Source organism: Candidatus Contubernalis alkalaceticus (assembly GCF_022558445.1).
Classification (GTDB): Bacteria; Bacillota; Dethiobacteria; order SKNC01; family SKNC01; genus Contubernalis; species Contubernalis alkaliaceticus.
Genome location: NZ_CP054699.1, coordinates 1291445 through 1317059 on the forward strand (window position 1 = coordinate 1291445; position 25615 = coordinate 1317059).

The following is a 25615-nucleotide window of genomic DNA, read 5'->3' on the forward strand; positions in this document are numbered from 1 at the left end:
AGTATCCACCTGATTTCCCGATTTTAAAGCTTGCTGAAACGAGTTCACTCCTGCATATGGTTGCCTACCTTCCTTGATCCAGCTGCATCATCAGCCAATCCCCTTGGGAGTAAAGCTGCTGCAGGGCTTTTTCCATGGCCATAAACTGACGGTAATACTGTTCTTCCCGCTTAAAAAGGATTTCCTCCATACGAATAATCCGCTTATCAATATTGGTGATATTTCTATCCAGGAAATTGTTAAACTGGGTAGTATCTCCCTCGATGCCAGCTTTTTCTAACAGAAAGCCTTTGCGGCCGCTGTTGTCTCGGATGGTGCGGATATTGTCATTTATAATATCGCTTAAACGGTGGGCCAGGCCTGATTCACTATAACGCTGGGACCGATTTTCCTGAGTCATATTGGGACTGTAGCTGATATCAGACCTGCGGGAAAAGACATCCATTACCCGGTCGGGGTTGTTCTCGATGGCCATGCGCAGGGCACTGCCTCCGTCTTTTAAGACCAGCTTTCCGTTATCTTGATAGTTGCTGCTGGTTTGGATGCCCATTTCCGTTAAGTGGAGGTCTCCTACGGTATCGTAGAGGGCCTGACGCATACTAAAGAGCATATTTGTCAGGGTGGAGTCTCTCCTGAGGAGGCCGCTTTGGGCTTTTTCTTCCCATATTTCGATTTCTTTGTCACTCATGGCTTCTTTTTGTTCATCGGTCAAGGGTTGAAAATCTCGGAAGCTTTCTTCTTTTAGCTTTCCGTTTATTTCATCAATCAGGGTATTATAGTCGTTGACGAACTTTTCAATCACCTGAAAGGTGGCCTCGGTATCTAAAGATACGGAAATTTTGGCAGTCTCCGGTTCGTCTCCCGGATTGATTTCTTTGTTTATGGTGTAAGTAACCCCTTCAATGGTAAAGGTGTTGTTAACATGGGTATCTAAGGTTCCGTTAATTTCGAAGATAGCATTTCTTCCGGCTTCTCCAATTTTACCCTCCACTGATTCTATGCCAAAGGCGGAGAAGAAGTTGCCTCCGTTATCGGTGGTGATATGACTATTCCCGGTTGTTCGGGAAACTAATGTGAAGGTGTCGCTGTAGGAACTGTAGGAGGCCTGGACTCCTGCTTTGCTGTCATTTATCCTGTTGATGACTTTTTGAAAGGTGTCCGTTTTATTAAAAGTAATTTCCTGGCCGTTTATTAAAAAGGAGGATCTGCCCTCTTCATCAAATTCAAAGCTGCCTCCGGCCAGGCGGTCACTTATTTTCTCCATAGTATCTGTTAGGGTTATTTTTTGGTTGTTAGCTCCACTTTTTATGTTCAGCTGGGCCAGGATGTCCTCACTATCTATATCCTCTTCAGCATGGTAGGTGTCGGAGGCTAGGGAAAAGGTATCCGACCCGTAGGTGGCTGTAAATTTCAGCCGTCCTTGGTTATCTGTTACAGAAACCCGGTCTTCTCCAAAGGCTGTGTTCAATTGTTCCTGGATCTCAGTTGTTAAATCCTCCAGGGTTTCGTATTCTCCTGCTGAAAGGGTTATCTCAACAGTTGTGTTATTTAAAGTGGCTTTGATAATATTTTTGCCCTCCATAACGGTAATGGGCTCTGTAATGGTCTCACTGCTTTCTAGTCCCGCAGAGAACCCGGCTGCTTCTACTCTGGCAGCTGAGGCGCTTTGAATTACTTTAAAGTCTATATCCCCTACGTTGGCGTTGGCATTGGCAGCAGCTGTAACAATCTCTGAATTGTTGGAGGAGGCCTGCATCTTTTTTAGGGAGGTAGGGGAGAGGAGATTGGTCTCTGGCCTTAGTACATCGAAGAAAGTATCTTTGAAGGAGCGGATGCTGTTAATGACCTCTCGATACTGTGTCTTTCGCCATTCTGTCAGCTGCCGCTGTTGGTAGAATTTATCTATCTTCATTTTTTCTATTCTCATGAGATCTTTGACAATTTGATTGGTATCAAAACCGGAGGCAATACCGCCTATTCGTAAGCTGTTCATATGATTGGCACCCCTTTGGTGATTTTTTAAAAACATGTTATAAGCGGGTAAATAATTCCTGCTCATATATTTAATCGTTTTAAAGGGAGAAAACTTTAGAGTTTACTCATATTTTTTAGTATAGTTTAAAAGTTTCTTTAAATTGCTAAAGATTTATTAGTTTTTCCCGATTAATAAAAAAGAGCTATAATAAATCGGAAGAGGTGAATCCAGATGAAGATTGACGGCACCGATCCCTTGACTTTAAATAAGATAAAGGATCAGACACAAAAGCTGCAGGTACAGAGTTCCGGAGAAGTATTTACCGATACCCAGATGAAGAATCGCCAGGAGACCATACGGGGTAAAAATACCCCCCGGGAGGAAAATCAAAACTATAATGAAAGGTTGGAAAGTGCAGTAAAACAGGCCAATGAGACTGCGGAGGCAGTAAACTTGAGCCTCCGTTTTGAAATTCACGAGAGCTCCCAACGGGTTATGGTTAGGGTGGTGAATTTGGCAGAAGACGAGGTGATAAAAGAGATTCCTCCGGAAAAAGTGCTTAACTTAGTTGGGCAGATTCAGGAGATGATCGGTCTTATGTTGGATGAGAAAAGGTGATTTTAAAAAATTCTTAGAATATGAAGGAGGAAAATATCATGCTGGCTAACCCATATCAGAAATATCAGCACAACCAGGTGGAGACGTCTACACCTGGGAAGCTTTTGCTTATGTTATATAATGGTGCCCTAAAATTTATTAGGGAAGCCAGAAAAGCAGCAGAGGAGAAAAATATAGAAAAGGTCAACAATAAAATTGGCCGGGCTCAGGATATAATCTTTGAATTAATGTCTTCTCTGAACTTTGAGCAGGGGAAAATAGCGGAAAACCTGTATGCCCTTTATGATTATATGAATCAACGTTTAATAGAAGCCAATATTAAAAAAGATGATAAAATACTGGCGGAAGTGGAAGGTATGCTGGAAAGCCTGAGGGATACCTGGAAAGAGGCCATCCTTAATAATAATTAACGAAAGCGAAAACCGGCAGATAAGCGGTGCCATGGGGACGGTTGCAGCGTCACCATGGCAAGAGCTGAGGCCCGAAGGCCTGGACCATGGAACCGTCCCCATGGCTTAGGGGTGTACTTCAAAGTGAACAGCCTTTCGCTTTAATGTAAGCACTAAAGATAGACGGTAAGAATTGAATATTTACTCTAAAAAGACAGCCCCAAACTGTCTTTTTTTGTCGCATTTTAGAAATAATTTGCAATACCGCAAATTAAGTATGTATTTAAAGAAAAATATTTCTTATCTTTTCTAATTATTATGCAGGATTTTGTATATTTTCAACGAAATATTCCTTAAATAGGAAACATTATGTCATCTTGAGATATTTTACTAATAGTTTAACCCTTTCAACAAGGATAAAGGAGGGTTTAGTTTGGCAAACTCAATCTTTTCAGGGGATGTGCTTACCCTGCTGCAAAAAGGTTTAGGTGCAGCGTCACTAAGTCAGAAGGTGTCTGCCAACAACATCGCCAATGTTAATACTCCTTATTTTAAGCGTTCCCAAGTGGTTTTTCAAGACCACCTGGCACAGGCTTACAAAAAGGCGGGTGCCGGGTTGGCGGTTACCAGGCCCGGCCATATGGGTGGCGGTGCTTCTAACACAAAAGACGTTAACCCTCGGGTGGAGAAGGATACTGCCACCCGCATGCGAAGTGACGGCAACAACGTGGATGTGGACCGGGAAATGGCAGAGCTAACCATGAATCAGCTCTACTATAATGCCCTGTCTCAATCGATAGATGGAAAGTTAGGTATGTTACGGTATGTTATTAATGATGGGAGGCGGTAAGAAGTGAAGATGTTTCATGCCTTGAGTGTTAGTGCCAGTGGAATGACCGCGGAGCGTTTTCGCCTGGATTTGATCGCCAACAATCTGGCCAATATAAATACTACCAGGACGGCTGAAGGAGGCCCTTACAGAAGGCAGTCGGCCATTTTTTCTGAAGCGCTTACCCAGGCCTTAAATGGTGCCCCCACCAAAAGCGCTGGAGTTCGGGTAGTTGGTGTTGCTCGGGATGAGACCCCGCCCCGGTTGAACTATGATCCCACTCATCCCGATGCAGATGAAGAAGGTTACGTGGCCATGCCCAATGTAAATGTCATAAATGAGATGGTGGATATGATTACTGCCACCAGGGCTTATGAGGCCAATGTTACAGCTACTAACGCCTATAAAAGTATGTTCTTAAAGGCTCTGGAAATTGGACGTGGTTAGAAGGAGGTACAGGTAAAATGAGGATAAATCCAATAAATTTGTTGATGCCTGAACCGGCAGCCAGGATTCAAAAAAATGACCAGGTGGAGAACGCTAAATCCTTTGGACAGGTTCTCCAACAGGCTCTGCAGGATGTTAATTCCCTGCAGGTACAAGCAGATGACTTAACAGCCCGGATGGTTCTTGGAGAAGTTGAAGATGTTCATGAGGTTATGCTGGCCTCGGAGCAGGCTAAGATGGCCCTGCAGTTGACGGTACAGATTCGCAATAAACTGATAGAGGCTTACCAGGAAGTGTCACGGATGCAGTTTTAAGCCTGGTTTAAAACCATAGTAAATGTTTTTCATTCTGATCGAAGTGGCAATTCAGTCGAAAGGCTGATGCGCAAAGCTATGGGTCTAAAGCAGTTTGCTATGACCGCCAGGCAGCCGAAACAGGATTTTTTTAATAGTTATTTATTGTAAAATTTCGAACTTGCGGCAAAGGCAGAATTGAGGTGTGGATTCTTGGAGGAAGAGCAAAAAAGTATTAATTCCTATATGGCCCTATGGCAGAACATGAGCAGGAATAAAAAAATAAGCATATTGGTTTTTTTAGGGGCTCTGACTTTAGCTCTCATTCTGTTTATTAGCTATTTCTCCTCTCCTCAGATGGAGGTTCTGTTTCGGGGGCTTAGCCCCGAGAATTCCTCTTCAGTACTGGCCCGTCTAGATGAGATGGCAGTTCCTTATGAAGTCGCTCCCGGAGGGTCCATATTGGTACATCGGGATACTGTGGACGAGCTGCGGATCCGTTTAAGCAGTGATGGTGGCCTCTATAGTGGGGGTATTGGATTTGAGCTTTTTGACCAAACCAAGCTTGGCACCACAGAAGCAGAACGGAATATTAATTATCAGCGGGCCCTGGAGGGGGAACTGCAGCGCACTATAAATCAAATTGAAGGGGTAGAAATGGCCCGGGTTCATTTGGTCCTCCCGGAGCCCAGTGTTTTTTTAATGGAAACCTCTGCTCCTACAGCTTCAATATTTTTAAAATTAAATCCCCTAAGCACCATTCGCCAAGATCAGGTAAACGGTATTGTTTACTTAGTAGCGGGCAGTGTGGAAAAACTTAAGGCAGAGGATGTAACGGTTATTGATACCCAGGGTCATATCCTTTCTCATTTACAGGAGGAAGGTGGACCCTTTGGAGGAGGTTTGGCCTCTGCTACCTTAAGTCAAATGGAGATAAAGAAAGCCTTTGAAAAGGAAATGGAAAATCGAGTTCAGAGTGTGCTGGAGCGGGTCCTGGGCGCGGGAACCGTGGTGGCCATGGTAACGGCAGACTTGGATTTTAACTCAGAGGAAGTAACAGAGATTATATATGGGGAACCGGTCATTAGAAGCCGTCACTCCAGTGAAGAAGAGTACGAGGGAACGGGCATGGTTCCGGGAGGAATCGCCGGTGTGGAATCTAATATCCCGGGTTATCCCTTTGGAGAGGTAGGAGCTGGGGAAAGCTATTATACCCATTATGAAGAGATAGAAAACTTTGAGGTATCGGAGGTTGTTACTCATACTGTTAAAGCCCCTGGAGAGGTTCGGAGCATTTCTGCCTCGATTATATATGATAATCAGCGGGGGACGTTGTCTCCCCGGCAGATGGAGGACATTGAAGATCTGGTGGCCACTGCTCTCGGGATGGTTGAGGAGAGAGATCAAATTAGTGTAGCCTCCATAAACTTTGATACCACTCACTTAGAAGAGACTATTATTGCTATGGAAGAAGCGGCTCAGTTAGAACGCCGCAATGTCTATATTCAATATGGGCTAATTGCGTTAGGATTAATACTGCTCTTTGTGTTAATTATAATAGTTGTTCGAAAATCCTTTGAAATTATTCAGGATAAGGCCATGTACAGTCAAATGGCAGCTGCTCAGGGGGAAGTGCAAGAAGAGGAAGAAGATGAGCCCGAACTTAAAATGCCGGAGCTATCAGAAGAAGCAAAAAAACAGCGTCGCCTAAAAGAATATGTAGCAAAACAGCCGGAGGGTGTGGTTTCACTGCTAAGGACTTGGATGGCGGAAGACAAGGGGTGATTTTTCTTTGAAACGGGAGAGCGAGCTTAAGGGGATAGAGAAAGTAGCTGTTTTATTAATGTCTCTTGGGCCTGATTTGTCATCTAAAATTTTGAAAGGTTTTACGGAAACTGAGATTGAACGCATAACCATGGAGATAGCTAATACTACTTCAGTGTCTGCAGATACCATAAGCCTTGTGGTGGATGAATTTTCTCTCCTTTCAGAAGCCCGTCAGTATATGTTAGATGGCGGAATAACCTATGCCAGAGAAATTTTAGAAAAAACTTTAGGTACCCAAAAGGCTAATATAATAATTAAAAAACTTCAGGAAAATTCTCAGATTAAGCCTTTTGACTTTGTGAGGAAGGCTGACCCCAGGCAGCTGGCTAATATCATTGGGAGTGAACATCCTCAGACGATTGCTTTAATTATGTCCTATTTAAACTCAGAACAGGCAGCTGTGGTTCTTTCCGTATTACCTTCTGATATGCAGCCTGACATTGCTCGTCGTATTGCTGTTATGGAAAGAACCTCCCCAGAGATTTTAAAGGAAGTGGAGAATGTATTGGAGACCCGTCTTTCTGCCCTGGTAGGTCAGGATTATACTTTGGCGGGGGGCATCCCATCTCTGGTAGATATTTTAAATCAGGTAGACCGCTCTACAGAAAAACTGATTTTAGAAGAACTGGAAATGCAGAATGCAGAGCTGGTTGATGAGATTCGCAAGCGCATGTTTGTTTTTGAGGATATAGTGGGGCTTGATGATTCCTCCATCCAACGGGTTATCCGGGAAGTGGATACCAAAGATCTGGCACTGGCCCTTAAAGGTGTGAACGAAGATGTCAGCGTTCGTATTTTCAAAAACATTTCCAAACGTGGAGCAGAAATGCTCAAGGAAGATATTGAGTTTATGGGTCCTGTTCGCCTGCGGGAAGTGGAAGAAGCTCAACAGCGGATTGTGGCTGTTATCAGACGTCTGGACGAATCCAGGGAAATTATTATTTCTCGGGGTGGGGAGGATGTAGTTATTGAATAAAGTAATTAAAGCTCCCAGGGAGTCAGGAGTATGTCAGATACCCTTAAAAAAGGAAAAAGAGATAGAAAAACCCGTGGAGCCTTCGGGCCAGGAAAAAGATGAAGGGGAGAATGGGGCCCCTTCTCCTGACAATATGTCTTTTCAGCTTCTAGAAGAAGCACGGCAGGAAGTTAAAGCTATAATTAATAAAGCAGAAAGCGAAGCCAAGTCTTTACAGGAAGCTGCATACAAAAAAGGTTTAGAAACGGGACAAGCAGAAGGCATGGCGGCTGTCCAAAGGAAAGAAGAGAAAATTTTAAAAGATGCCAGGGATGTTTTGACCCAAACGGTTAAGTTAAGAGAGATGGTGCTTCAAGCAGCGGAATCCCAGGTGGTGGAACTGGCCCTGAAGATAGCGGAAGCTTTAATACATAAAAAATTGGAGACGGAAAAGAATTTTGTTGTGGATATAGTGGCGGAAGCTCTTGCTTTAGTAGTCGGGGAGGAAAGTATCATGGTCAAGGTGAACCCTAATGATCTAAAAACTTGTTCTAAATATAAGGATTTTTTTCAAGATATTATATCGGAAGGAGCGAAGTTCAAGCTACTTCAGGATGAAAATGTGCCCCAGGGAAGCTGTCGGGTTTTTACTCAGGACAGCTTAGTAGAGTCCTTCCTTGATGAGCGTTTTAAAGCTCTAAAAGAAGCTCTTTTAAAGGAGGCAGACAATGCCTATCTTGTCCAGAGAGATGAATCTAGATAAATATTTTAGGCTGGTAGAAAATACCTCAACTCTCAAGAGAGCGGGGAAAGTAAGCCAGGTGATTGGATTAACCATAGAGATAAGAGGTATAAAAGCTGCTTTGGGGGAGTTATGCCAGGTGCGGTGCAATGGTTCTTTATCTGTCCCCTTAGAGGTGGTTGGTTTTAAGGACGAGACTGTCTTGGCTATGCCTCTGGGAGGTTTAAAAGGGATTGCTCCCGGCAGCCCGGTGTTACCCATGGGAAATACTTTCGCTGTTTCTGTGGGGTTTGAGCTTTTAGGTAAAGTCTTAGACGGTTTAGGTCGGCCTTTGTTGGAAGAAAGGCTGCCAACTGATTTAGTTCAGAGTCCGGTAGATGCTGATCCCATAAACCCTTTAAAACGACGCCGTATAGAAAAGATTCTCCCTACCGGAGTCAGGGCCATTGATAGTCTATTAACCTGTGGTGAAGGTCAGCGGGTGGGGATTTTTGCCGGCAGTGGCGTGGGGAAGAGCACTCTGTTGGGGATGATGGCTCGTTACAGCGAAGCTGATGTCAATGTTATAGGCCTTATCGGTGAGCGGGGCCGGGAGGTAGGGGATTTTTTAGAAAAGGATTTGGGAAAAGAAGGGCTAAAACGTTCCGTGGTTGTAGCCGCCACTTCTGACCAGCCGGCTCTGGTTCGGATAAAAGGGGCCATGGTGGCAGCTACTATGGCTGAGTATTTCAGGGACCAAGGATTAAAAGTACTGTTGATGATGGATTCTGTTACCCGCCTGGCTATGGCTCAAAGGGAAGTGGGGCTGGCTATTGGTGAGCCTCCGGCCACCAAAGGATATACTCCCTCGGTCTTTGCAATGCTCCCCAGGATTTTAGAACGAGCTGGAAAGGTAGAAGGAGGGTCCATAACAGCCTTTTATACGGTGTTGGTGGAGGGAGATGACTTTAATGAGCCCATTACTGATGCTGTTCGGGGGATATTGGATGGACATATTGTCTTATCCCGTTCCCTGGCTGCTAAAAACCATTTTCCAGCCATTGATGTTTTAGGTAGTATCAGCCGTCTTATGCCGGATATTGCGGCTCAGGAGCATCTTGAAATGGCTGGAAAGACAAAGGATCTGCTGGCAGTTTATAGGGAGGCAGAAGATTTGATAAACATTGGGGCTTATGTGAATGGAAGCGATCCAAAAGTAGATAAAGCCAGAAAATATGTGCCGGAAATAAACAAGTTTCTACGTCAAACGTTAGGGGATGAAGTGCCTTTCGACCAGACTTTGTCGCTTCTTAAGGGGTTGTTAAAATGATGAGCCAGGGGTTTGAATTTCGACTGAAAAAAGTATTGGAATACCGGGAAGAGAAAGTGAAACAAGCACAAAAGAGCTTAACCGAGGCCCGTATAATTCTGATGAATGAAGAGGGCCGGCTTTCCTCCTTAAAAGATGAACTTAATAATGTAAACATAACGGCGAAGGGAGAAGGTAATCTGCTGGATCTTCAGGAGGCCATCACCAGCTGTCGTTATATGGACTATCTGGATGTGTGTATTTGTGAACAGCAGCATCGGGTATCGGAGAAAAAAGGAGTCCTGGAGGATAAACGCTGTGAAATCTTAGAGAGAACCCGGGAGAGAAAGATACTCAGCACCTTAGAGGAAAAGCAGTATAATCTTTTTTTAAAGGATATGGATATAAAGGAACAAAAGTTAAGTGACGAGTTTGCTCTTTCTATCTACAACCGTCGATGTAGACAGGAGAAATAGAAGAGTAACCTGATAAGGAGGTGGTGCCAATAGGGGAAATTGCAGCATAAAAATTGAAGAGAGGAGGTGAATTGGTGGACGCAGCTGTTTTTTTCACCGGCATGGCTTTGGAACAGCCCTCAAAGAGAGTTAAAGGTTTAGAGTGTAGGGAATCTCATGAGGGTTTTGGACAGGTATTAATCAGCCTGATGACAAATATTCCTATGCCCCTGGCTCTATCGGAAGAAAAGGAGAGAAGCTGTTCAGGAGAGGAAGGGACACCCGTCAGCTCCCCGTTGCCAGCTGGAACATTAGAGTTAGGAAAGTACCTTGATCTTAAGCCGGTAATGGTTCGGGAACTTTTGAGAAACAAGGATACTTCTGATATTGAGGCAGTTTTGCTTGATAGCAAAGAACGGGTAAATACATCTGATAGGGGTAAGTATCTATCAAAAAACCGGATGGACCCGTTGGAGCGCCTGGAATCCATAGAAGCAAAGTTACTAACGCTGGAACAAGCAATTCCACCGGTGATACAGGCCCCAAATGAATCCAAACAACAAGATGAGCCCGTCAGAAATTCAATAGAGGAAAAGGTAGAGCCCAAGTACCCGTTGGAGCGCCTGGAATCCATAGAAGCAAAGGTACTAACGCTGGAACAAGCAATTCCACCGGTGATACAGGCCCTAAATGAATCCAAACAACAAGATGAGCCCGTCAGAAATTCATTAGAGGAAAAGGTAGAGCCCAAGTACCCGTTGGAGCGCCTGGAATCCATAGAAGCAAAGGTACTAACGCTGGAACAAGCAATTCCACCGGTGATACAGGCCCTAAATGAATCCAAACAACAAGATGAGCCCGTCAGAAATTCATTAGAGGAAAAGGTAGAGCCCAAGTACCCGTTGGAGCGCCTGGAATCCATAGAAGCAAAGGTACTAACGCTGGAACAAGCAATTCCACCGGTGATACAGGCCCTAAATGAATCCAAACAACAAGATGAGCCCGTCAGAAATTCATTAGAGGAAAAGGTAGAGCCCAAGTACCCGTTGGAGCGCCTGGAATCCATAGAAGCAAAGGTACTAACGCTGGAACAAGCAATTCCACCGGTGATACAGGCCCTAAATGAATCCAAACAACAAGATGAGCCCGTCAGAAATTCATTAGAGGAAAAGGTAGAGCCCAAGTACCCGTTGGAGCGCCTGGAATCCATAGAAGCAAAGGTACTAAAGCTGGAACAAGCAATTCCGCCGGTGATACAGGCCCCAAATGAATCCAAACAACCAGATGAGCCCGTCAGAAATTCAATAGAGGAAAAGGTAGAGCCCAAGTACCCGTTGGAGCGCCTGGAATCCATAGAAGCAAAGGTACTAACGCTGGAACAAGCAATTCCGCCGGTGATACAGGCCCTAAATGAATCCAAACAACCAGATGAGCCCGTCAGAAATTCAATAGAGGAAAAGGTAGAGCCCAAGTACCCGTTGGAGCGCCTGGAATCCATAGAAGCAAAGGTACTAAAGCTGGAACAAGCAGCTCAACCTGTGATACAGGCCCCAAAGGAATCCAAACAACAAGATGAGCCCGTCAGAAATTCATTAGAGGAAAAGGTAGAGCCCAAGTACCCGTTGGAGCGCCTGGAATCCATAGAAGCAAAGGTACTAAAGCTGGAACAAGCAGCTCAACCTGTGATACAGGCCCCAAAGGAATCCAAACAACAAGATGAGCCCGTCAGAAATTCATTAGAGGAAAAGGTAGAGCCCAAGTATCCGTTGGAGCGCCTGGAATCCATAGAAGCAAAGGTACTAAAGCTGGAACAAGCAGCTCAACCTGTGATACAGGCCTCAAAGGAATCCAAACAACAAGATGAGCCCGTCAGAAATTCAATAGAGGAAAAGGCAGAGCCCAAGTATCCGTTGGAGCGCCTGGAATCCATAGAAGCAAAGGTACTAAAGCTGGAACAAGCAATTCCGCCGGTGATACAGGCCCCAAATGAATCCAAACAACAAGATGAGCCCGTCAGAAATTCATTAGAGGAAAAGGTAGAGCCCAAGTATCCGTTGGAGCGCCTGGAATCCATAGAAGCAAAGGTACTAAAGCTGGAACAAGCATTTCCACCTGTGATACAGGCCTTAAATGAATCCATCCCACCGGATGAGCCCGTCAGAAATTCATTTGAGGATAAGTCAGAGCTTTCAGGAGAACAAAAGGCAGAGTTCTTAGGAAATACAGAGCTTTTAGAAAAGGTAGGTCTCTTAGAAGAAGAAAAGACAGAACTATTGGGAAAAGCAGCGCCCGTTCAGGAACAGGTCCGTCCTGTTTTAGAAGGAAATCTAAAAATCCTGCTTTATCCTTTACAGTCTCAAGGCCCGTTAGAGCGTCTAGAATCCTTAGAGGCAAAGGTAATAAAGCTGGAACAAGCATTTCCACCTGTGATTCAGGCTTCAAATGAATTCAACCAACAGGATGAGCCCGTCAGTAACTTATTTGAACATAAGGCGGAGCTCTCAGGAGAACAAAAGACAGAGCTCTTAGGCGAGGATAAGACAGAACTTTCAGGAGAGGAAAGGGCGGCGACCATTCAGGAACAGAATCATCCCGTTTCAGAAGGAAATCTAAAAAACCTGCTGGATACATTGGAGCCTTTAAAATCCCTGGAAGTAAAGATAGTAAGGCCAGAAACTGCAGATAAAGGCGGCAAAGTAGTTCCTGTTGACTCTCAAAAGGAAGGTAGTTTAGAAACTATCAGCAGCGTATCCTTTACGTCTTTAGCTTTTGAGCCTGCGGGCATTAGTGCCGGGGGACTTGAGCCGGAACAATTATTTTCCCGCATCATAACTCCGATCTTGGAAGAAGTTCAGGTAAGCCGGTTAACAGGTAAGGGGGATAGTGAGATAAGAGTAAGGCTTAAACCGGAATCACTGGGAGAGGTAGTTATCCACCTGAGCAGGGAAGATGGTTCTATTATTGGTAGAATCTTTGTAGAGAATCCACTGGTGAGAGAAGCATTGGAAGCAAACCTTACTCAGCTTCGACAGCGTTTGTCAGAACAAAATATTAACCTGGGTGATGTTACCTTTTTTATGGGCGGTGAAGGCCAGGAAAAAGAAGGGAAAGGGCAGGCACGGTTTTTAAAGAGGGAAAAAATGCTGAACTCTATAAGCAGAGGTAATAACAGTCTTTCGGCAGAAGCAGTGACCTTAGCTGGAAGCAGTGCAAAATGTTCAGAAAGATTGAACATTTTAGTCTAAAGAAAGGAGTTATTGTTGATGAATACAATTTCAGGAATTACAAACAGTTACAGCCAACAGTCCAATTCTAGTCAGGTAGATGGTTTTAATACCTTAGATAAGAATGCTTTTATGATGCTTTTAGTAACCCAGCTTCGTTACCAGGACCCTTTAAATCCCCAGGATAACAGTGAGTTTGTAGCCCAGATGGCCCAATTTACATCTCTAGAGCAGCTGCAAAACACGAATGATAATATGGAAAAACTGCTCCAGGTTCAGTATGAAATGCTTTTTCAAAGTCAGGAGATGTTTCAGCTATCCCTTTTAGGAAGGGTTGTAACGGTGGAGAACGAAAAGGGTGAACATATAACAGGAATGGTTACTGCTTTAGAGTTTTTTGAAGGCATTCCTCAATTAATAGTAGACGGTCAAGCCTATGGGTTGGAGCAGTTGGTCAGGTTGGAATTAGGCGGTACAGCAGAGGGACAGGATGTAGTGGAGGACAGCAGTGCAGTTGAAAGCGGTGGATTAGATGAGTAACGATATAAAGTATCATCCTCAACCTATATATCCCTTATCTCCGTCTAAAGCTCCAGGGAAAATGGAACAGACGAAAAAGGCAGGAGAAGCTTTTCAGGATATTTTTAAAGAAAACCTGAATAAGGCTTCCGACATTAAGTTTTCAGCCCATGCCATGAAAAGGTTGGAGGAGAGACAGCTGGGATTTGAGAAAACAGACATCTCAAAAATAAAGGAAGCTGTGAATAAAGCCCGAAATAAAGGGGCTGAGTCCTCACTTTTGTTGTATGGAGATGTGGCCCTGGTGGCCAGTGTAAAAAACAATACCATTATAACTGCTTTAGACAAGCAGGGAATGAAAGATCATGTTTTTACAGGCATTGATAGTGCGGTGATTATTGAAAAATAACGGCTGGACCTCTTTTGAGGAAGCCGGGGTTGTGGAGCGATAGAAGCAGCCCGTTAATTAAAAGGAGGTTAATTAATATGCAAAGGTCATTATTTACGGCTATTTCCGGTTTGACCAACCACCAGACTAAGCTGGATGTTATCGGTAATAATATTGCCAATGTTAACACAACTGCTTTTAAATCCAGCAGTGTAAGGTTTCAAGATATATTAAACCAGACTTTAACAGGGGCTACAGTTCCTCAAGATAATCGAGGCGGGACAAATCCTATACAGGTGGGCCAGGGAATGCAGGTGGCTTCTATTTCTACTGATTATAGTGATGGAAGTCCAATAAACACCGGTAGAGATACAGATTTGTCTATCCAAGGGAGCGGCTTTTTCATTGTAAACGACGGCACAAGGGATCTATATACACGGGATGGGTCTTTTTCCCTGGATGCTGATGGCACATTGGTTAATTCCAGTGGATATCGGGTTATGGGTTTTGGAGTGGATCAATTTGGTAGAATTGACGAATCTATAACTGTACCTTTAAATATACCCATTGGTTATAAAGCTGATGCTTGGGCTACCGGTGAGATTATATTTGGAGGGAACCTTAATGCCAACAGCACTATTGGTGATACTTACGCCTTAAGGATGAATATTTATGATTCTTTAGGGGGGCTGCATGGGATTGATGTTGTATTCACAAAAGTAGGAACTAATCTATGGAATTGGGAAGTTCCAGAGCCGGGCGGTATATTGACAGGTACTGGAAGTGGCACCATAAGATTTGACAATAATGGCAGCGTAGAAAGCGTAGTGTCAGGCCAAAATGATAGTGTGAATACTGCTCTGATAGGTATGGGTAGTGATGCAGCAGCGGCAAGTGTTACCGGTGCAGATCCTGCTAATACAGGCACCGTGCTGCGGGCAGTAGCGGCAAGTGTTACTGGTGCAGGCCCCGCTAATACGGGTACCGATTTAACAGGTTTAGATGCAACCACAACCATTACCATTGATGGTGCAGTCTATACCCTTGATATGAGTGGCTGGGATGGTACCGGTGACCTTGATGCTTTAGCAGCATTCTTAGGAACAGCAGATAATGGCGGCATAGCATTATCAACTGCTGCAACCATAAATCACGATGGCTCAAACATTACTATTTCATCAAACGATCCGGATGCATTGAACAGAGAAGTTACTATTATACATGCCGGTGTAGATGCTTTAGTTGCAGAAGCATTGACCGGCCTGGCAGATGGCTTAACACATGCTGGGACAGCTGCAAAGGATGCAACTACAACCATTACCATTGATGGCGTAGGTTATACCCTGGATATGAGTGGCTGGGATGGTACCGGTAACCTGGATGCCCTAATAGCATTCTTAGGAACGGCAGATAATGGCGGCACAGCATTATCAACTGCTGCGACCATAAATCACGATGGCTCAAACATTACTATTTCATCAAACGATCCAGGTGCAGCTAACAGAGAGGTTACAATCACACATGCCGGGGCAGATGCTTTAGATGCAGCGGCATTAACCGGGATGGTTCATAATTTAGCAGATTATGGTGTAAATGCTTTACCAGCTTTAGGCACAATCACCTTCAACAACGTTCCAGAAGAAGGTTCAGTTGTCCTTGTGGGTGATGTTAACGTTGGGTTCTGGGACAGTGGGAGCAACATGTTTGAAGATGCTTCTGCAGCCCGGGAAGCATTAGGGGTAGCTCATCTTTTTGATACTCGAGATTTCAATAATGCTGAAGCTGTTAAAAACGCTATAATAGCTTTAGATGGTGTTATCCCTAATTGGAACTTGACAGATAATGGAGCAGGGCAGGTTGCCATTACCGCAGCAGTTGGAGGGGCTAACCCTATTCCCTTTGTTAGTGCGGGTATTTACAGTCAGGGGGGCATATCAACTGTGTCCTTAACCGGCGTTGGAATAAATGATCTTGATATCAACCTGGACTTTACATACATGTCTCAGTTGGTTGGTAATACTACTGCTCTATTGCGCAGTCAGGATGGATATCCCGAAGGTATACTTAATTCCTTTAATATCGATAACCTGGGCATAGTAACCGGTGCTTATTCCAACGGCATGGTGGGGGTTTTAGGTCAGATTGCTTTATGCCGTTTTGAAAACCCTGAGGGCTTGAATAAGATGGGTTCCAACTTGTATCTGCCTTCAGCCAATTCAGGGCTTGCCCAAGTGGGCGCGCCCGGAGTCCAGGGAAGGGGCTCCATTCGGTCTTCTTCATTGGAGATGTCTAATGTTAATTTAGCTTTTGAGTTTACAGAGATGATTACCACATCTAGAGCATTCCAGGCTAACTCTCGGGTCATCTCCTCTTCCGATGAGCTGTTACAAGAAGTTGTTAACCTTAAGCGATAGATAATAATGGGGAGGTTAATCCCTCCCCCTACTATTTTTTAGAACATAAAGTTTGAAGGTGAATTAATGAAACGCATGGATTTCTTGACAGTAATCGGTATAGTTTTAGGGATAAGCCTGATATTAGGCGCTATTGTTTTGCAGGGTGAACTGGTAATGTTTTGGAGTTTTTCTTCTTTAGTAATTACTATTGGAGGATCCTTCAGCTCTTTGTTGATTAAATTTCAACTGGAACAGGTGCGCAAGGTATTTAAGATTACCCAAAATGTTTTTACCTCAAAAGTAGATGATATGGGGGACATTATTTACAGTTTTATCAATTTAAGCCAAAAGGCTCGCAGGGAAGGCCTTCTCTCCCTGGAAGACGACATCACAGCCATGGAGGATCCTTTTATTAGGAGTGGGCTTCAGATGGTGGTGGACGGCCTGGAGCCAGAACTTATTAGAGATATCATGGAAACAGAGCTTGAATCTTTGGAGAGCCGGCACAGCATAGGCCAGGAGGTTTTTAAATTTTGGGGGGCTTCAGCCCCGGCTTTTGGTATGATTGGTACTCTTATCGGCCTTATTCAGATGTTGGCCAACCTGGATGATGTTAACGCTATTGGGCCTGGGATGGCTGTGGCTCTGCTTACTACTTTATATGGTGCGCTGGCGGCTAACCTACTATTTATCCCTATTGCCGGAAAACTGGCTATACGCAGTGATGCCGAGGTTGCTGTCAAGGTGGCTATTATTGAAGGAGTTCTTTCTATTCAAGCCGGCACTAACCCCCGGGTGCTGCAGGAAAAACTGAAAGCCTATGTTTCCCCCAAGGAAAGGGAATCAATGGCAGAGAATTCCGGTGCTAAGAGTGACGAGGAAGTGATGATCGATAATGCCTAGGGGAAAAAGAAGCCGTAAAAACAAGGGAGAAGAAGCCGGGGCGCCTCTCTGGATGGTAACATATTCTGATATGATAACCCTGGTTTTGGCCTTTTTTATTTTGTTATTTTCCTTTTCAGTGGTTGATGATGCTAAATTTTTTGAGGTCCTTTCTTCTATTCGAGTAAGTTTTTTGGGAAATGAAGGGATACTGCCGGGTGCGTATCAGCCAACTGTTACCGATGAGGATGGGCCGTATGACTTTAATGACATAGATCAAATTTATATCACCTATCACAATATTTTGAAATATATTGAAGAATCCGGCATGACAGGCAGTATGGAGGTTTATCTTGAAGAACGAGGCATCGTATTGGTAATTCCTGATGCCCTGCTTTTTGCTCCTGCTGATGCTGAGCTAAAAGCTGAGGCCCAGGAAATTTTAGTTAATGTGGCTGATCTTTTAGAACAGGTGGATAATCAAATTATTGTGGAGGGCCATACCGATAATGTCCCCATAAATACATTGCTCTTTCCTTCTAACTGGGAATTGTCAGTTGGAAGAGCAGTTACGGTAACCAGGTTTTTAGTTGAAGCAAAGGGTGTTGATCCACTTCGCCTGGTGGCAGCAGGTTATGGGGAGTTTCACCCGGTAGCTTCAAACCTGACCTCCGATGGAAGATCGAGAAACCGTCGGGTGAACATAGTAATATCTTCATTAGACTATCCTTTGGCAGGAGGCAGAGACACTAATGAATCAACAGATCAATGAGGCTGCAGCAGCACTACCAACACCACCACAGGGAAAAAAGAAGAAAGGTACAGTAGTAAAAATTATTTTCATTCTGTTGGCATTACTGGTGCTGGCAGGAGCGGGGTTTGGTGCAAGTATACTCTGGGCTAACAGGGGGGGAGCGGAAAGTGAGAAAGCCGTAACGGAGAAGGATCCAGAGTTTACTTCTCATCCCATGCACTTTACGGTTAATCTGGCAGAACCCGAGCAGCGTCGTTATTTAAGGGTAACTATTGAATTGGGGTATGATCAAAAGAATATGACTAAAGAGATTGAAAAAAAAGAGGCTGAGCTTCGGGATATTGTCATCAATATATTACGGACAAAAAGTGTAAAAGACATTTCTTCTTCTGAAGGTACCGAAAGCCTCAGGTTGGAAATAACGAAGCAATTGGATAACAGCTTGATTGAAGGAAAACTTAGGGAAGTTTATTTTACAGAATTTCTTATACAGTAGGTGGTATTTTATGAGTGACTCATTTCTATCTCCCGAGGAAATTTCTGCACTGGTATCACAACTTAACCAGGAGGACGCTTTGGAAGATAACCTCATTAGCAGTGAAAAAGTTAGGGAGTGCAGGGAAAAGAAACAAGATTCAAAGAATGCAGAGCCGGAATCATGTGCAGAGACTAAAAGTGTAGTTTTTGCTCCTATAAAATCCAACCAATCTGCTAAAGAGTTTTCAACAATGGAGGAATTCTCAAATCTCAACTTTTCTTTGGAGATTGTATTGGGGGAGATTACCTTGACAGTGGGAGAGCTTCTTAACTTAGACAACGGTTCTGTTATTGTTTTAGATCTTCTTGCCGGTGAAAATTCTACTTTAATTTTAAATGACAAACCTCTGGCAGAAGGAGAAGTAGTAGTTTTAAACGATTGTTTTGCCATGCGTATTAATGATATAGCCGGTGGGGGCAGCTCCAAGGAGGATCAAGGGCACAGGAAAGAGGAGGAAAAATAGGAACAGTGGATTTTTTTTGGCAGTTCGTTAAGTTAATCATTGTCTTGCCCCTGGTGTTAATAACGGCTGTTTATGTCATCAAGTTTGGCCTTACCAGGCTTTATCCAGATCATTATATTCAGCGGGGAGGACTAAAAATTATAGAGAGGCTGCACCTTACCCAGAAGAGTTGGATTTGCCTGGTGCAGGCAGGGGAAAAATACCTGCTTTTAGGCGTTACCTCCGGTGGCATAAATAGTTTAGGAGAGTTATCGCCAGAAGATGTGGCTGCCATACTCCCCAAAGAAGAAAAAAAGGATTTTCAAAAATACCTCAATGAATATCAAAGGGATAGTGCCGCAAAGAAAGCCGGGTTGGTAAATTTGAAACAGAAGTTGTCAGGGGTTCTTAGAAATACAGCGGATAAGTTAGACGATACAGTAAATTGATTTTTCAAGCAGAACATAAGATTTGTATGCTTGAACAGGTATTTGAAATGGAATTTAAGATTAGGAAGGTAAACTCATGAAAAAAAACAACAGAAACAAAAAAGTCATCCTGATCTTATTTCTTTCAGCTGCAGTTTATTTCGCTTTTAGTGGGGGACAGGCGGCGGCCCAACCTTTGCTTCCCTTCCCCAATCTTAACATAGACGTGGGTACAGCAGGGGACGCTGAGGAAATGGTAGCCTCCCTGCGCTTGTTTCTTTTATTGACCGTGCTATCTTTAGTTCCTGCATTTCTGGTTCTCATGACCTCCTTTACCCGGATTGTTATTGTTTTAGGTTTTGTGAGAAATGCCTTGGGGACTCAACAGACTCCGCCCAATCAGATTGTAGTGGGGTTGGCTCTCTTTCTTACCATCTTTATTATGTCGCCCATCTATACACAAATAAACCAGGAGGCTCTGGAGCCTTATCTGGCAGAGGAAATAGAACAGGAGGAAGCCTTAGACCTGGCAGCCGTTCCCATACGGTCTTTTATGTTTAATCAAACCCGGGAAAAAGATTTGGCTCTTTTTGTTAATATTGCTAATCTAGAGCAGCCTAACACCCGGAATGATATTCCGTTAACGGTTCTTATACCGGCTTTTGTTATAAGTGAATTGAAGACGGCTTTTCAGATGGGATTTCTATTGTTTATTCCTTTTCTTATAATAGATATGGTAGTGGCCTCTACTCTGATGGCTATGGGTATGTTTATGCTGCCACCGGTGATGATTTCCCTGCCCTTCAAGCTGCTCCTGTTTATTATGGTGGACGGCTGGCATTTGGTGGTAAAGTCCCTGGTGGAGAGTTTTGCCTAGAGGGGGGTTGAGATAAGTGTCGCAAGAATTTGTGATGGGACTGGCCAGGGAAGCCATTAGTTTGATGCTTTTAATGGCTGCCCCCGTTCTGTTATTGAGCCTGGGGGTAGGTTTAACCGTTAGTATATTTCAAGCTGCTACACAGATTCAGGAACCAACGCTTACCTTTGTACCTAAAATTATGGCTGTTTTTATCGGCCTTTTGGTTTTCGGATCCTGGATGCTCAACTTGATAATACAATTTACAGTTACCCTCCTGGGGGATATGTCTAATATAATTCGTTAAAGGCATTGATAATTATGATAGATTTAATCCAATGGCAGGTTTTTGTTTTAATCTTTGTAAGGGTTAGCAGTTTTTTTGTTACCCTCCCCTTTTTAAGTTATCGGGGGGTGCCAAACCTGATGAAAATTTTCTTTGGCCTGGTGGTTTCTTATCTGATTTATTTAAGCGGTGGTTACGGTTTAGTGGAAGTGCCTGAGGGAAGCGCGGCCTATATTCTGTATATAGCTGGAGAAGCAATGGTGGGCTTAGGACTGGGCTTTGTGGTAATCCTGGTATTCTCTGCCTTCCGTATGATGGGCCAGACTATCGATGTAAAGCTGGGTTTGTCCATGGCCAGCATCCTTGACCCTCAGTTCGGCAGCACTGTAACCCTTATGGGTCAGTTTTTTTACTTATTTTCATTGGTTCTATATCTGTCGGTAAATGGTCATCACCATCTTTTTTTGGCGTTGTCCAGGAGTTATCTTCTAATACCTGTAGGTGGAGCTAGTTTTTCCGGGGCTGTGCTAAAGCAGGTGACGGAACTATTTTATGGGGTTTTTGCTCTGGCTTTTCAGATGGCGGCACCCGTTATCATTGTTATTATTATTACTGATATTTCCCTGGGGCTTATCTCTAAAACGGTACCCCAACTGCAGGTTTTTATCGTGGGGCTTCCATTAAAAATATTTTTAGGGTTGTTGGTTGTATATTTGTCTATCCCTTACCTTGAGCCGTTGATAGGGGACATTTTTCAGGGTATTTATACTGATATTTTTAAGATAATGGGGAGTTTGACATGAGTGATTCCCAAAGTCAAGGTGAAAAAACGGAACAACCGACGCCGCACCGATTACAGGAGGCCAGGAAAAAAGGCCAGGTGGTTAAAAGTACGGAGCTAAATTCTGCTTTTACCTTGATGATCATGGTGTTGTTCTTTATGCTTTTTGGGGATGTGCTCTTTGGCTGGCATGTGGATATGCTTACCTCTTTCTTAACTGATGGGCTATCAATGACGGTATCTTTTGCTAATTTTAATTCATTGTTCATTAATGCTATGCTTAATTTTTTTAAGCTTATAAGTCCTATTTTAATTGTGGGTTTGGTGGCAGGGCTCCTTATAAATTATGCCCAGGTGGGTTTTCTGGTAACCAGTGAAGTTCTTTCTCCTAAGTTTGATAAGTTGAATCCTTTGGAGGGCATTAAGAAAATAATATCCCGCCGTGCTCTCTTTGAGCTTTTTAAGGCTCTTTTTAAGATATCTTTAGTGGGATTGGTTACATATCTGTTTATTAATTCTCGTTTTGAAGGTTTTTTAAGTTTTCTCTATACGATGCCCGAGGGGTTTTTTGCCGGATTCAGCAGCCTGGCTTTAAGTCTTGGGCTTCAGGTAGCAGTAGTATTTTTAATCATGGCGGTATTAGATTATATTTACCAGCGCCAGGAGTTTATGAAGAGTATGCGTATGACCAAGCAGGATGTAAAAGAAGAATATAAACAGATGGAAGGGGATCCCCTGATTAAGTCAAAGCTGAAAGAGAAGCAGAGGGCCATGGTAAACCAGCGTATGATGCAGGAGGTCCCTACGTCTACAGTGGTGGTTACCAACCCTACAGAGTTAGCAATAGCTCTCAGGTATGACCAGGGAGAAGACGGGAGAGGGGTTCCCAGGGTGGTAGCCAAGGGGGCGGCTTTAATTGCTGTTCGTATCAAGAAAGTGGCCAAAGAACATAGGGTGCCTGTTGTGGAGAACCGGCCAGTGGCCAGGTTTCTCTACCAGCATGTGGATATAGGGGAGGAGATCCCGGCAGAGCTTTACCAGGCGGTAGCTGAAATATTAGCGCTGGTTTATAAATTGAAAGGCCGGTAACATCAACCCAAAAGGTGTTTGGCAGAAAAAACTTTGAAATTAGGCCGTGGAAGGAGGGGTAAGATGTCCGTATTTAACAAGGAACTGGTGCGTAAGGCTTTAAAACATTCGGACATATTGGTAGCATTGGCTATTGTTTCCATCATCGTTATAATCATTGTTCCTATCCCTGCTTTTTTACTGGATCTACTGTTGGTTTTAAGTATTACTTTTTCCCTGGTAGTATTTCTTTTAACTATGTTTACTACTGAAACACTGCAGTTTTCTGTTTTCCCTACCCTTCTTTTAGTGGTGACCCTATTCAGGCTTTCTTTAAATGTTTCCTCCACCCGCCTTATTTTACGGGATGCTATGGCAGGGGAGGTTATAAATGCCTTCGGTAACTTTGTGGTGGGGGGAAATTACGTAGTCGGCTTTGTTGTATTTATAATCATTACAGTGATTCAGTTTGTAGTAATTACTAATGGAGCTGGCCGGGTGGCAGAAGTCGGGGCTCGTTTTACCCTGGATGCTATGCCGGGGAAGCAGATGAGCATTGACGCTGATTACAGCTCCGGTCTTATAGATGAGGACACAGCCCGTACCCGCAGAAAAACCATACAGCAGGAAGCTGATTTTTATGGCTCCATGGATGGTGCCAGTAAGTTTGTTAAAGGGGATGCCATCGCCGGCATCATAATTGTTCTAATAAATGTTTTGGGAGGGTTAGCCATCGGGGTAATCCAGTTGGGGCTGCCCATAGAGGAAGCAGTGCAAGTCTATGCCATTTTAACTATTGGGGATGGCCTTGTATCCCAGATCCCTGCTCTTCTAATTTCTACTGCATCGGGTATTTTGGTTACCCGTTCAGCCAATGACCGCAGCCTGGGGGATGATCTTTCCAGTCAGCTGTTGGGGTTTCCCAAGGTTATTGCCATCGCTTCCGCATTTATTTTAATTTTAGGTTTTATCCCCAATATCCCTTTTTGGCCCTTTTTTGTTCTGTCTGTGGGGTCTGGCTATGCTGCCTATCTACTCCAAAGTGAAAAGAATCAGCAAAAAAGCCAGGAGGAGGTTGATACCGCCAGAAAAGCGGTGGAAGGCTCAGAGGGGCCGGAAGATTTTCTCCCTCTGGTTTCCATCGAACTATTAGAATTGGAATTGGGATATAATCTGTTACCCCTTACAGAAAAGAAAGAGGGGGGAGATCTCTTGGAGAGGGTTACAGCAGCCCGTAGACAATTTGCATTGGACATGGGACTGGTACTGCAGCCCATTCGTATGCGGGACAACCTGCAGCTTCCTCCTTTTGGTTACGTAATAAAGCTCAAAGGCAATACAATAGGTTCCGGGGAAATTCGAACGGGACACTTCCTGGCTATGGACCCCGGAGGTGTGGAAAAAGAAATAGAGGGTATTCCTACAAAAGAGCCCGCCTTTGGGTTAGATGCACTGTGGATATCTGCAGAAAATAAGGATGTTGCAGAGATGTCAGGCTACACTGTAGTAGATGCCGCTACTGTACTTATTACTCATTTGACAGAGATTATTAAGAGCCATGCTCATGAACTGCTGGGCAGGCAGGAGGTTAAAGTTTTGGTGGATATGGTAAAGGAAAACAATTCTGCCGTAGTAGAGGAACTTATTCCTAATATGATGAGTATCGGAGAGGTACAGAAGATATTGCAAAATTTTCTCCTGGAGCGAGTACCCGTTAAAGATATGGTCACCATTTTAGAAACTTTGGCAAATCATGTTTCCAGCAGTAAAGATTTAGACTATTTGACTGAAATGGTTCGCCAGTCCATGTCCCGCACAATTTGTTCTCAGTTTGTAGGGGATGAAAAAAAGCTTCATGTATTGACTCTGGATACAGAACTGGAGCAGGTCATAGCCAACTCCCTGCAGCAGTCTCCCCAGGGTACTTATCCGGTAATTAAACCTGAAAAAACTCAGAATATACTTAAAAGCCTTTCTGAGCATGTAGAGACTATGGCTGTAAAAGGGTTGAATCCTTTAATTCTGGTTTCCCCCCGCATTCGGCTGCCCTTTAGGAGGCTTTTAGAGCGGGGGTTCCCGCAGGTGTCTGTCATGTCTTTTAATGAAGTAGTGCCGGGAATAGATGTTCAGGTAGTAGGGGTGGTGAAGGGTTAGATGAAAATTAAAAAGTACAGAGCCCTAACTATGCAGGAGGGCCTGGCACAAGTCAAAAGGGAATTGGGGCCGGACGCTGTCATCATAGAAAGTAAGAAGGTGAGGCAGAAGGGTATAAAAGGTTTCTTTGTGGGCAAGGGCATAGAAATAACTGCAGCTATTGATACCTTTGTCTTGCCCCATGATAATACTTTGGAGCGGGAAACTATTAGTTCCAACAGCCGAATGGAACAGGAAATGTACTATTTAAAAGGCATGATGAACAGGCTTTTAAAACAGCAGGAAAAAAGCCAGGTTGAGGGCAGTTCTTCCTATAACAGCTGGTTGAAAAGGCTGGTGGACAATGATTTGGATAGCGAAATTGCCAGGGATTTGTTGGCCGGTATACAAGAAAGCGCCCAGGACAAAGATGTATCCCTGGAGATGTTAGAAATTCTTATCACTAATAAGATTAAGGATATGCTTGTTACTTCAGAGGTTCCCGGTAAAATTAAATATATTTCCTTTGTTGGACCAACCGGGGTTGGGAAAACTACAACTTTAGCCAAATTAGCCGCCTATCACACCTTTGAGGAGCAAAAAAAAGTAGGTATAATAACCGTTGATACGTATCGTATAGGAGCGGTGGAGCAGTTGAAGGCCTATGCGGGCATTACAGGTATCCCTGTGGAGGTGGTTTTTACCTCAGAAGAAATGAAGGAGACAATAGAAAAGTTTAAGGATAAAGACATCGTTTTGGTGGACACTGCTGGACGCAGTTCAAAAAGTGTTGTACAGTTAAGCGAAACGGCTTCTTTCTTAAACTGCCTGCCAAAGGGAGCAGGGGCAGTATTTTTAGTAGTCAGTGCCACAACAAAGCCCCGGGATTTAAAAAGGATTGCTCAAGGGTATAAAAGATTAGGCTATAATTATTTGGTATTTACAAAGATGGATGAAACAGAGACCTATGGGGTTCTTTTCAATATGTGCTGCTATACAGGAATGCCCATAGTTTACATAACAACCGGCCAAAATGTTCCGGAAGACATTGAAGCTTCCGATGACGGTAAGCTGGCGAATATGGTAATGGGAGTGGACTGAT

At 43.8% G+C, this 25615-nt stretch carries 26 protein-coding genes and 1 riboswitch; of the genes, 25 read left to right on the forward strand and 1 reads right to left on the reverse strand.

What is annotated here, in order from left to right; genetic code table 11:
• Window positions 1–64: 64 nt before the first annotated feature.
• The gene (gene fliD, locus HUE98_RS06300) at window positions 65–1993 is read right to left on the reverse strand and encodes a flagellar filament capping protein FliD (RefSeq protein WP_241423003.1); all 1929 of its coding nucleotides are present in this window, start codon (window positions 1991–1993) and stop codon (window positions 65–67) included.
• Between the two features lie 213 nt (window positions 1994–2206).
• Between fliD and HUE98_RS06305 the strand changes: the two genes are divergently transcribed.
• From HUE98_RS06305 to flhF, 25 genes are all read left to right on the forward strand, one after another.
• Window positions 2207–2593, forward strand: coding sequence for a flagellar protein FlaG (locus HUE98_RS06305; RefSeq protein ID WP_241423004.1), 387 nt, complete (start codon window positions 2207–2209; stop codon window positions 2591–2593).
• A gap of 35 nt (window positions 2594–2628) precedes the next feature.
• Window positions 2629–3003 (forward strand): flagellar export chaperone FliS, encoded by a 375-nt coding sequence (gene fliS, locus HUE98_RS06310; RefSeq protein ID WP_241423515.1) that lies wholly within the window; start codon window positions 2629–2631, stop codon window positions 3001–3003.
• A 412-nt stretch (window positions 3004–3415) separates the two neighbouring features.
• Window positions 3416–3832 carry a flagellar basal body rod protein FlgB gene (gene flgB, locus HUE98_RS06315; protein WP_241423005.1) on the forward strand — a complete coding sequence of 139 codons (417 nt, stop codon included), beginning with the start codon at window positions 3416–3418 and terminating at the stop codon, window positions 3830–3832.
• Between the two features lie 9 nt (window positions 3833–3841).
• Window positions 3842–4258, forward strand: a complete 417-nt coding sequence (gene flgC, locus HUE98_RS06320; RefSeq protein ID WP_241423516.1) for a flagellar basal body rod protein FlgC — start codon at window positions 3842–3844, stop codon at window positions 4256–4258.
• 17 nt (window positions 4259–4275) lie between these two features.
• Window positions 4276–4572, forward strand: a complete 297-nt coding sequence (gene fliE, locus HUE98_RS06325) for a flagellar hook-basal body complex protein FliE (RefSeq protein WP_241423006.1) — start codon at window positions 4276–4278, stop codon at window positions 4570–4572.
• 35 nt (window positions 4573–4607) lie between these two features.
• Window positions 4608–4691, forward strand: a riboswitch (cyclic di-GMP riboswitch).
• 73 nt (window positions 4692–4764) lie between these two features.
• Window positions 4765–6336, forward strand: a complete 1572-nt coding sequence (gene fliF, locus HUE98_RS06330; protein ID WP_241423007.1) for a flagellar basal-body MS-ring/collar protein FliF — start codon at window positions 4765–4767, stop codon at window positions 6334–6336.
• A 7-nt stretch (window positions 6337–6343) separates the two neighbouring features.
• The gene (gene fliG / locus HUE98_RS06335) at window positions 6344–7354 is read left to right on the forward strand and encodes a flagellar motor switch protein FliG (protein ID WP_320415666.1); all 1011 of its coding nucleotides are present in this window, start codon (window positions 6344–6346) and stop codon (window positions 7352–7354) included.
• Window positions 7347–8096, forward strand: coding sequence for a FliH/SctL family protein (locus HUE98_RS06340; protein WP_241423008.1), 750 nt, complete (start codon window positions 7347–7349; stop codon window positions 8094–8096). The genes fliG and HUE98_RS06340 overlap by 8 nt, the downstream gene beginning before the upstream one ends.
• Window positions 8062–9384 carry a flagellar protein export ATPase FliI gene (fliI, locus tag HUE98_RS06345; protein WP_277623711.1) on the forward strand — a complete coding sequence of 441 codons (1323 nt, stop codon included), beginning with the start codon at window positions 8062–8064 and terminating at the stop codon, window positions 9382–9384. Before HUE98_RS06340 ends, fliI begins: the two co-directional genes overlap by 35 nt.
• The gene (gene fliJ / locus HUE98_RS06350; protein WP_241423009.1) at window positions 9381–9839 is read left to right on the forward strand and encodes a flagellar export protein FliJ; all 459 of its coding nucleotides are present in this window, start codon (window positions 9381–9383) and stop codon (window positions 9837–9839) included. The genes fliI and fliJ overlap by 4 nt, the downstream gene beginning before the upstream one ends.
• Window positions 9840–9913: 74 nt before the next feature.
• Window positions 9914–13063, forward strand: coding sequence for a flagellar hook-length control protein FliK (locus tag HUE98_RS06355; RefSeq protein ID WP_241423010.1), 3150 nt, complete (start codon window positions 9914–9916; stop codon window positions 13061–13063).
• A gap of 18 nt (window positions 13064–13081) precedes the next feature.
• Entirely contained in the window at window positions 13082–13582 is a 501-nt protein-coding gene (locus HUE98_RS06360) for a flagellar hook capping FlgD N-terminal domain-containing protein (protein ID WP_241423011.1), read from the forward strand.
• Complete coding sequence (locus HUE98_RS06365) at window positions 13575–13970, forward strand: TIGR02530 family flagellar biosynthesis protein (RefSeq protein ID WP_241423012.1); 396 nt, start codon at window positions 13575–13577, stop codon at window positions 13968–13970. Before HUE98_RS06360 ends, HUE98_RS06365 begins: the two co-directional genes overlap by 8 nt.
• Window positions 13971–14047: 77 nt before the next feature.
• Window positions 14048–16363, forward strand: coding sequence for a flagellar hook-basal body complex protein (locus HUE98_RS06370; protein ID WP_241423013.1), 2316 nt, complete (start codon window positions 14048–14050; stop codon window positions 16361–16363).
• A 66-nt stretch (window positions 16364–16429) separates the two neighbouring features.
• Window positions 16430–17248, forward strand: coding sequence for a motility protein A (locus tag HUE98_RS06375; RefSeq protein ID WP_241423014.1), 819 nt, complete (start codon window positions 16430–16432; stop codon window positions 17246–17248).
• Window positions 17241–17999 carry an OmpA family protein gene (locus tag HUE98_RS06380; RefSeq protein WP_241423015.1) on the forward strand — a complete coding sequence of 253 codons (759 nt, stop codon included), beginning with the start codon at window positions 17241–17243 and terminating at the stop codon, window positions 17997–17999. Before HUE98_RS06375 ends, HUE98_RS06380 begins: the two co-directional genes overlap by 8 nt.
• Window positions 17980–18477, forward strand: coding sequence for a flagellar basal body-associated FliL family protein (locus HUE98_RS06385; RefSeq protein WP_241423016.1), 498 nt, complete (start codon window positions 17980–17982; stop codon window positions 18475–18477). Before HUE98_RS06380 ends, HUE98_RS06385 begins: the two co-directional genes overlap by 20 nt.
• Window positions 18478–18487: 10 nt before the next feature.
• Window positions 18488–18982 (forward strand): FliM/FliN family flagellar motor switch protein, encoded by a 495-nt coding sequence (locus tag HUE98_RS06390; RefSeq protein ID WP_241423017.1) that lies wholly within the window; start codon window positions 18488–18490, stop codon window positions 18980–18982.
• A gap of 5 nt (window positions 18983–18987) precedes the next feature.
• The gene (locus HUE98_RS06395; RefSeq protein ID WP_241423018.1) at window positions 18988–19410 is read left to right on the forward strand and encodes a FliO/MopB family protein; all 423 of its coding nucleotides are present in this window, start codon (window positions 18988–18990) and stop codon (window positions 19408–19410) included.
• A 76-nt stretch (window positions 19411–19486) separates the two neighbouring features.
• Window positions 19487–20266 carry a flagellar type III secretion system pore protein FliP gene (fliP, locus tag HUE98_RS06400; protein WP_241423019.1) on the forward strand — a complete coding sequence of 260 codons (780 nt, stop codon included), beginning with the start codon at window positions 19487–19489 and terminating at the stop codon, window positions 20264–20266.
• Between the two features lie 16 nt (window positions 20267–20282).
• On the forward strand, window positions 20283–20552 hold the full coding sequence (gene fliQ, locus HUE98_RS06405; protein WP_241423020.1) for a flagellar biosynthesis protein FliQ: 270 nt from the start codon (window positions 20283–20285) through the stop codon (window positions 20550–20552).
• A gap of 14 nt (window positions 20553–20566) precedes the next feature.
• Window positions 20567–21334 carry a flagellar biosynthetic protein FliR gene (fliR, locus tag HUE98_RS06410; RefSeq protein WP_241423021.1) on the forward strand — a complete coding sequence of 256 codons (768 nt, stop codon included), beginning with the start codon at window positions 20567–20569 and terminating at the stop codon, window positions 21332–21334.
• Window positions 21331–22401 carry a flagellar biosynthesis protein FlhB gene (gene flhB / locus HUE98_RS06415; protein ID WP_241423022.1) on the forward strand — a complete coding sequence of 357 codons (1071 nt, stop codon included), beginning with the start codon at window positions 21331–21333 and terminating at the stop codon, window positions 22399–22401. Before fliR ends, flhB begins: the two co-directional genes overlap by 4 nt.
• A gap of 63 nt (window positions 22402–22464) precedes the next feature.
• Window positions 22465–24534 carry a flagellar biosynthesis protein FlhA gene (gene flhA, locus HUE98_RS06420; RefSeq protein WP_241423023.1) on the forward strand — a complete coding sequence of 690 codons (2070 nt, stop codon included), beginning with the start codon at window positions 22465–22467 and terminating at the stop codon, window positions 24532–24534.
• Window positions 24535–25614: a flagellar biosynthesis protein FlhF gene (gene flhF, locus HUE98_RS06425; protein WP_241423024.1), complete on the forward strand. Its 1080-nt coding sequence runs from the start codon at window positions 24535–24537 to the stop codon at window positions 25612–25614.
• Window position 25615 lies beyond the last annotated feature (1 nt).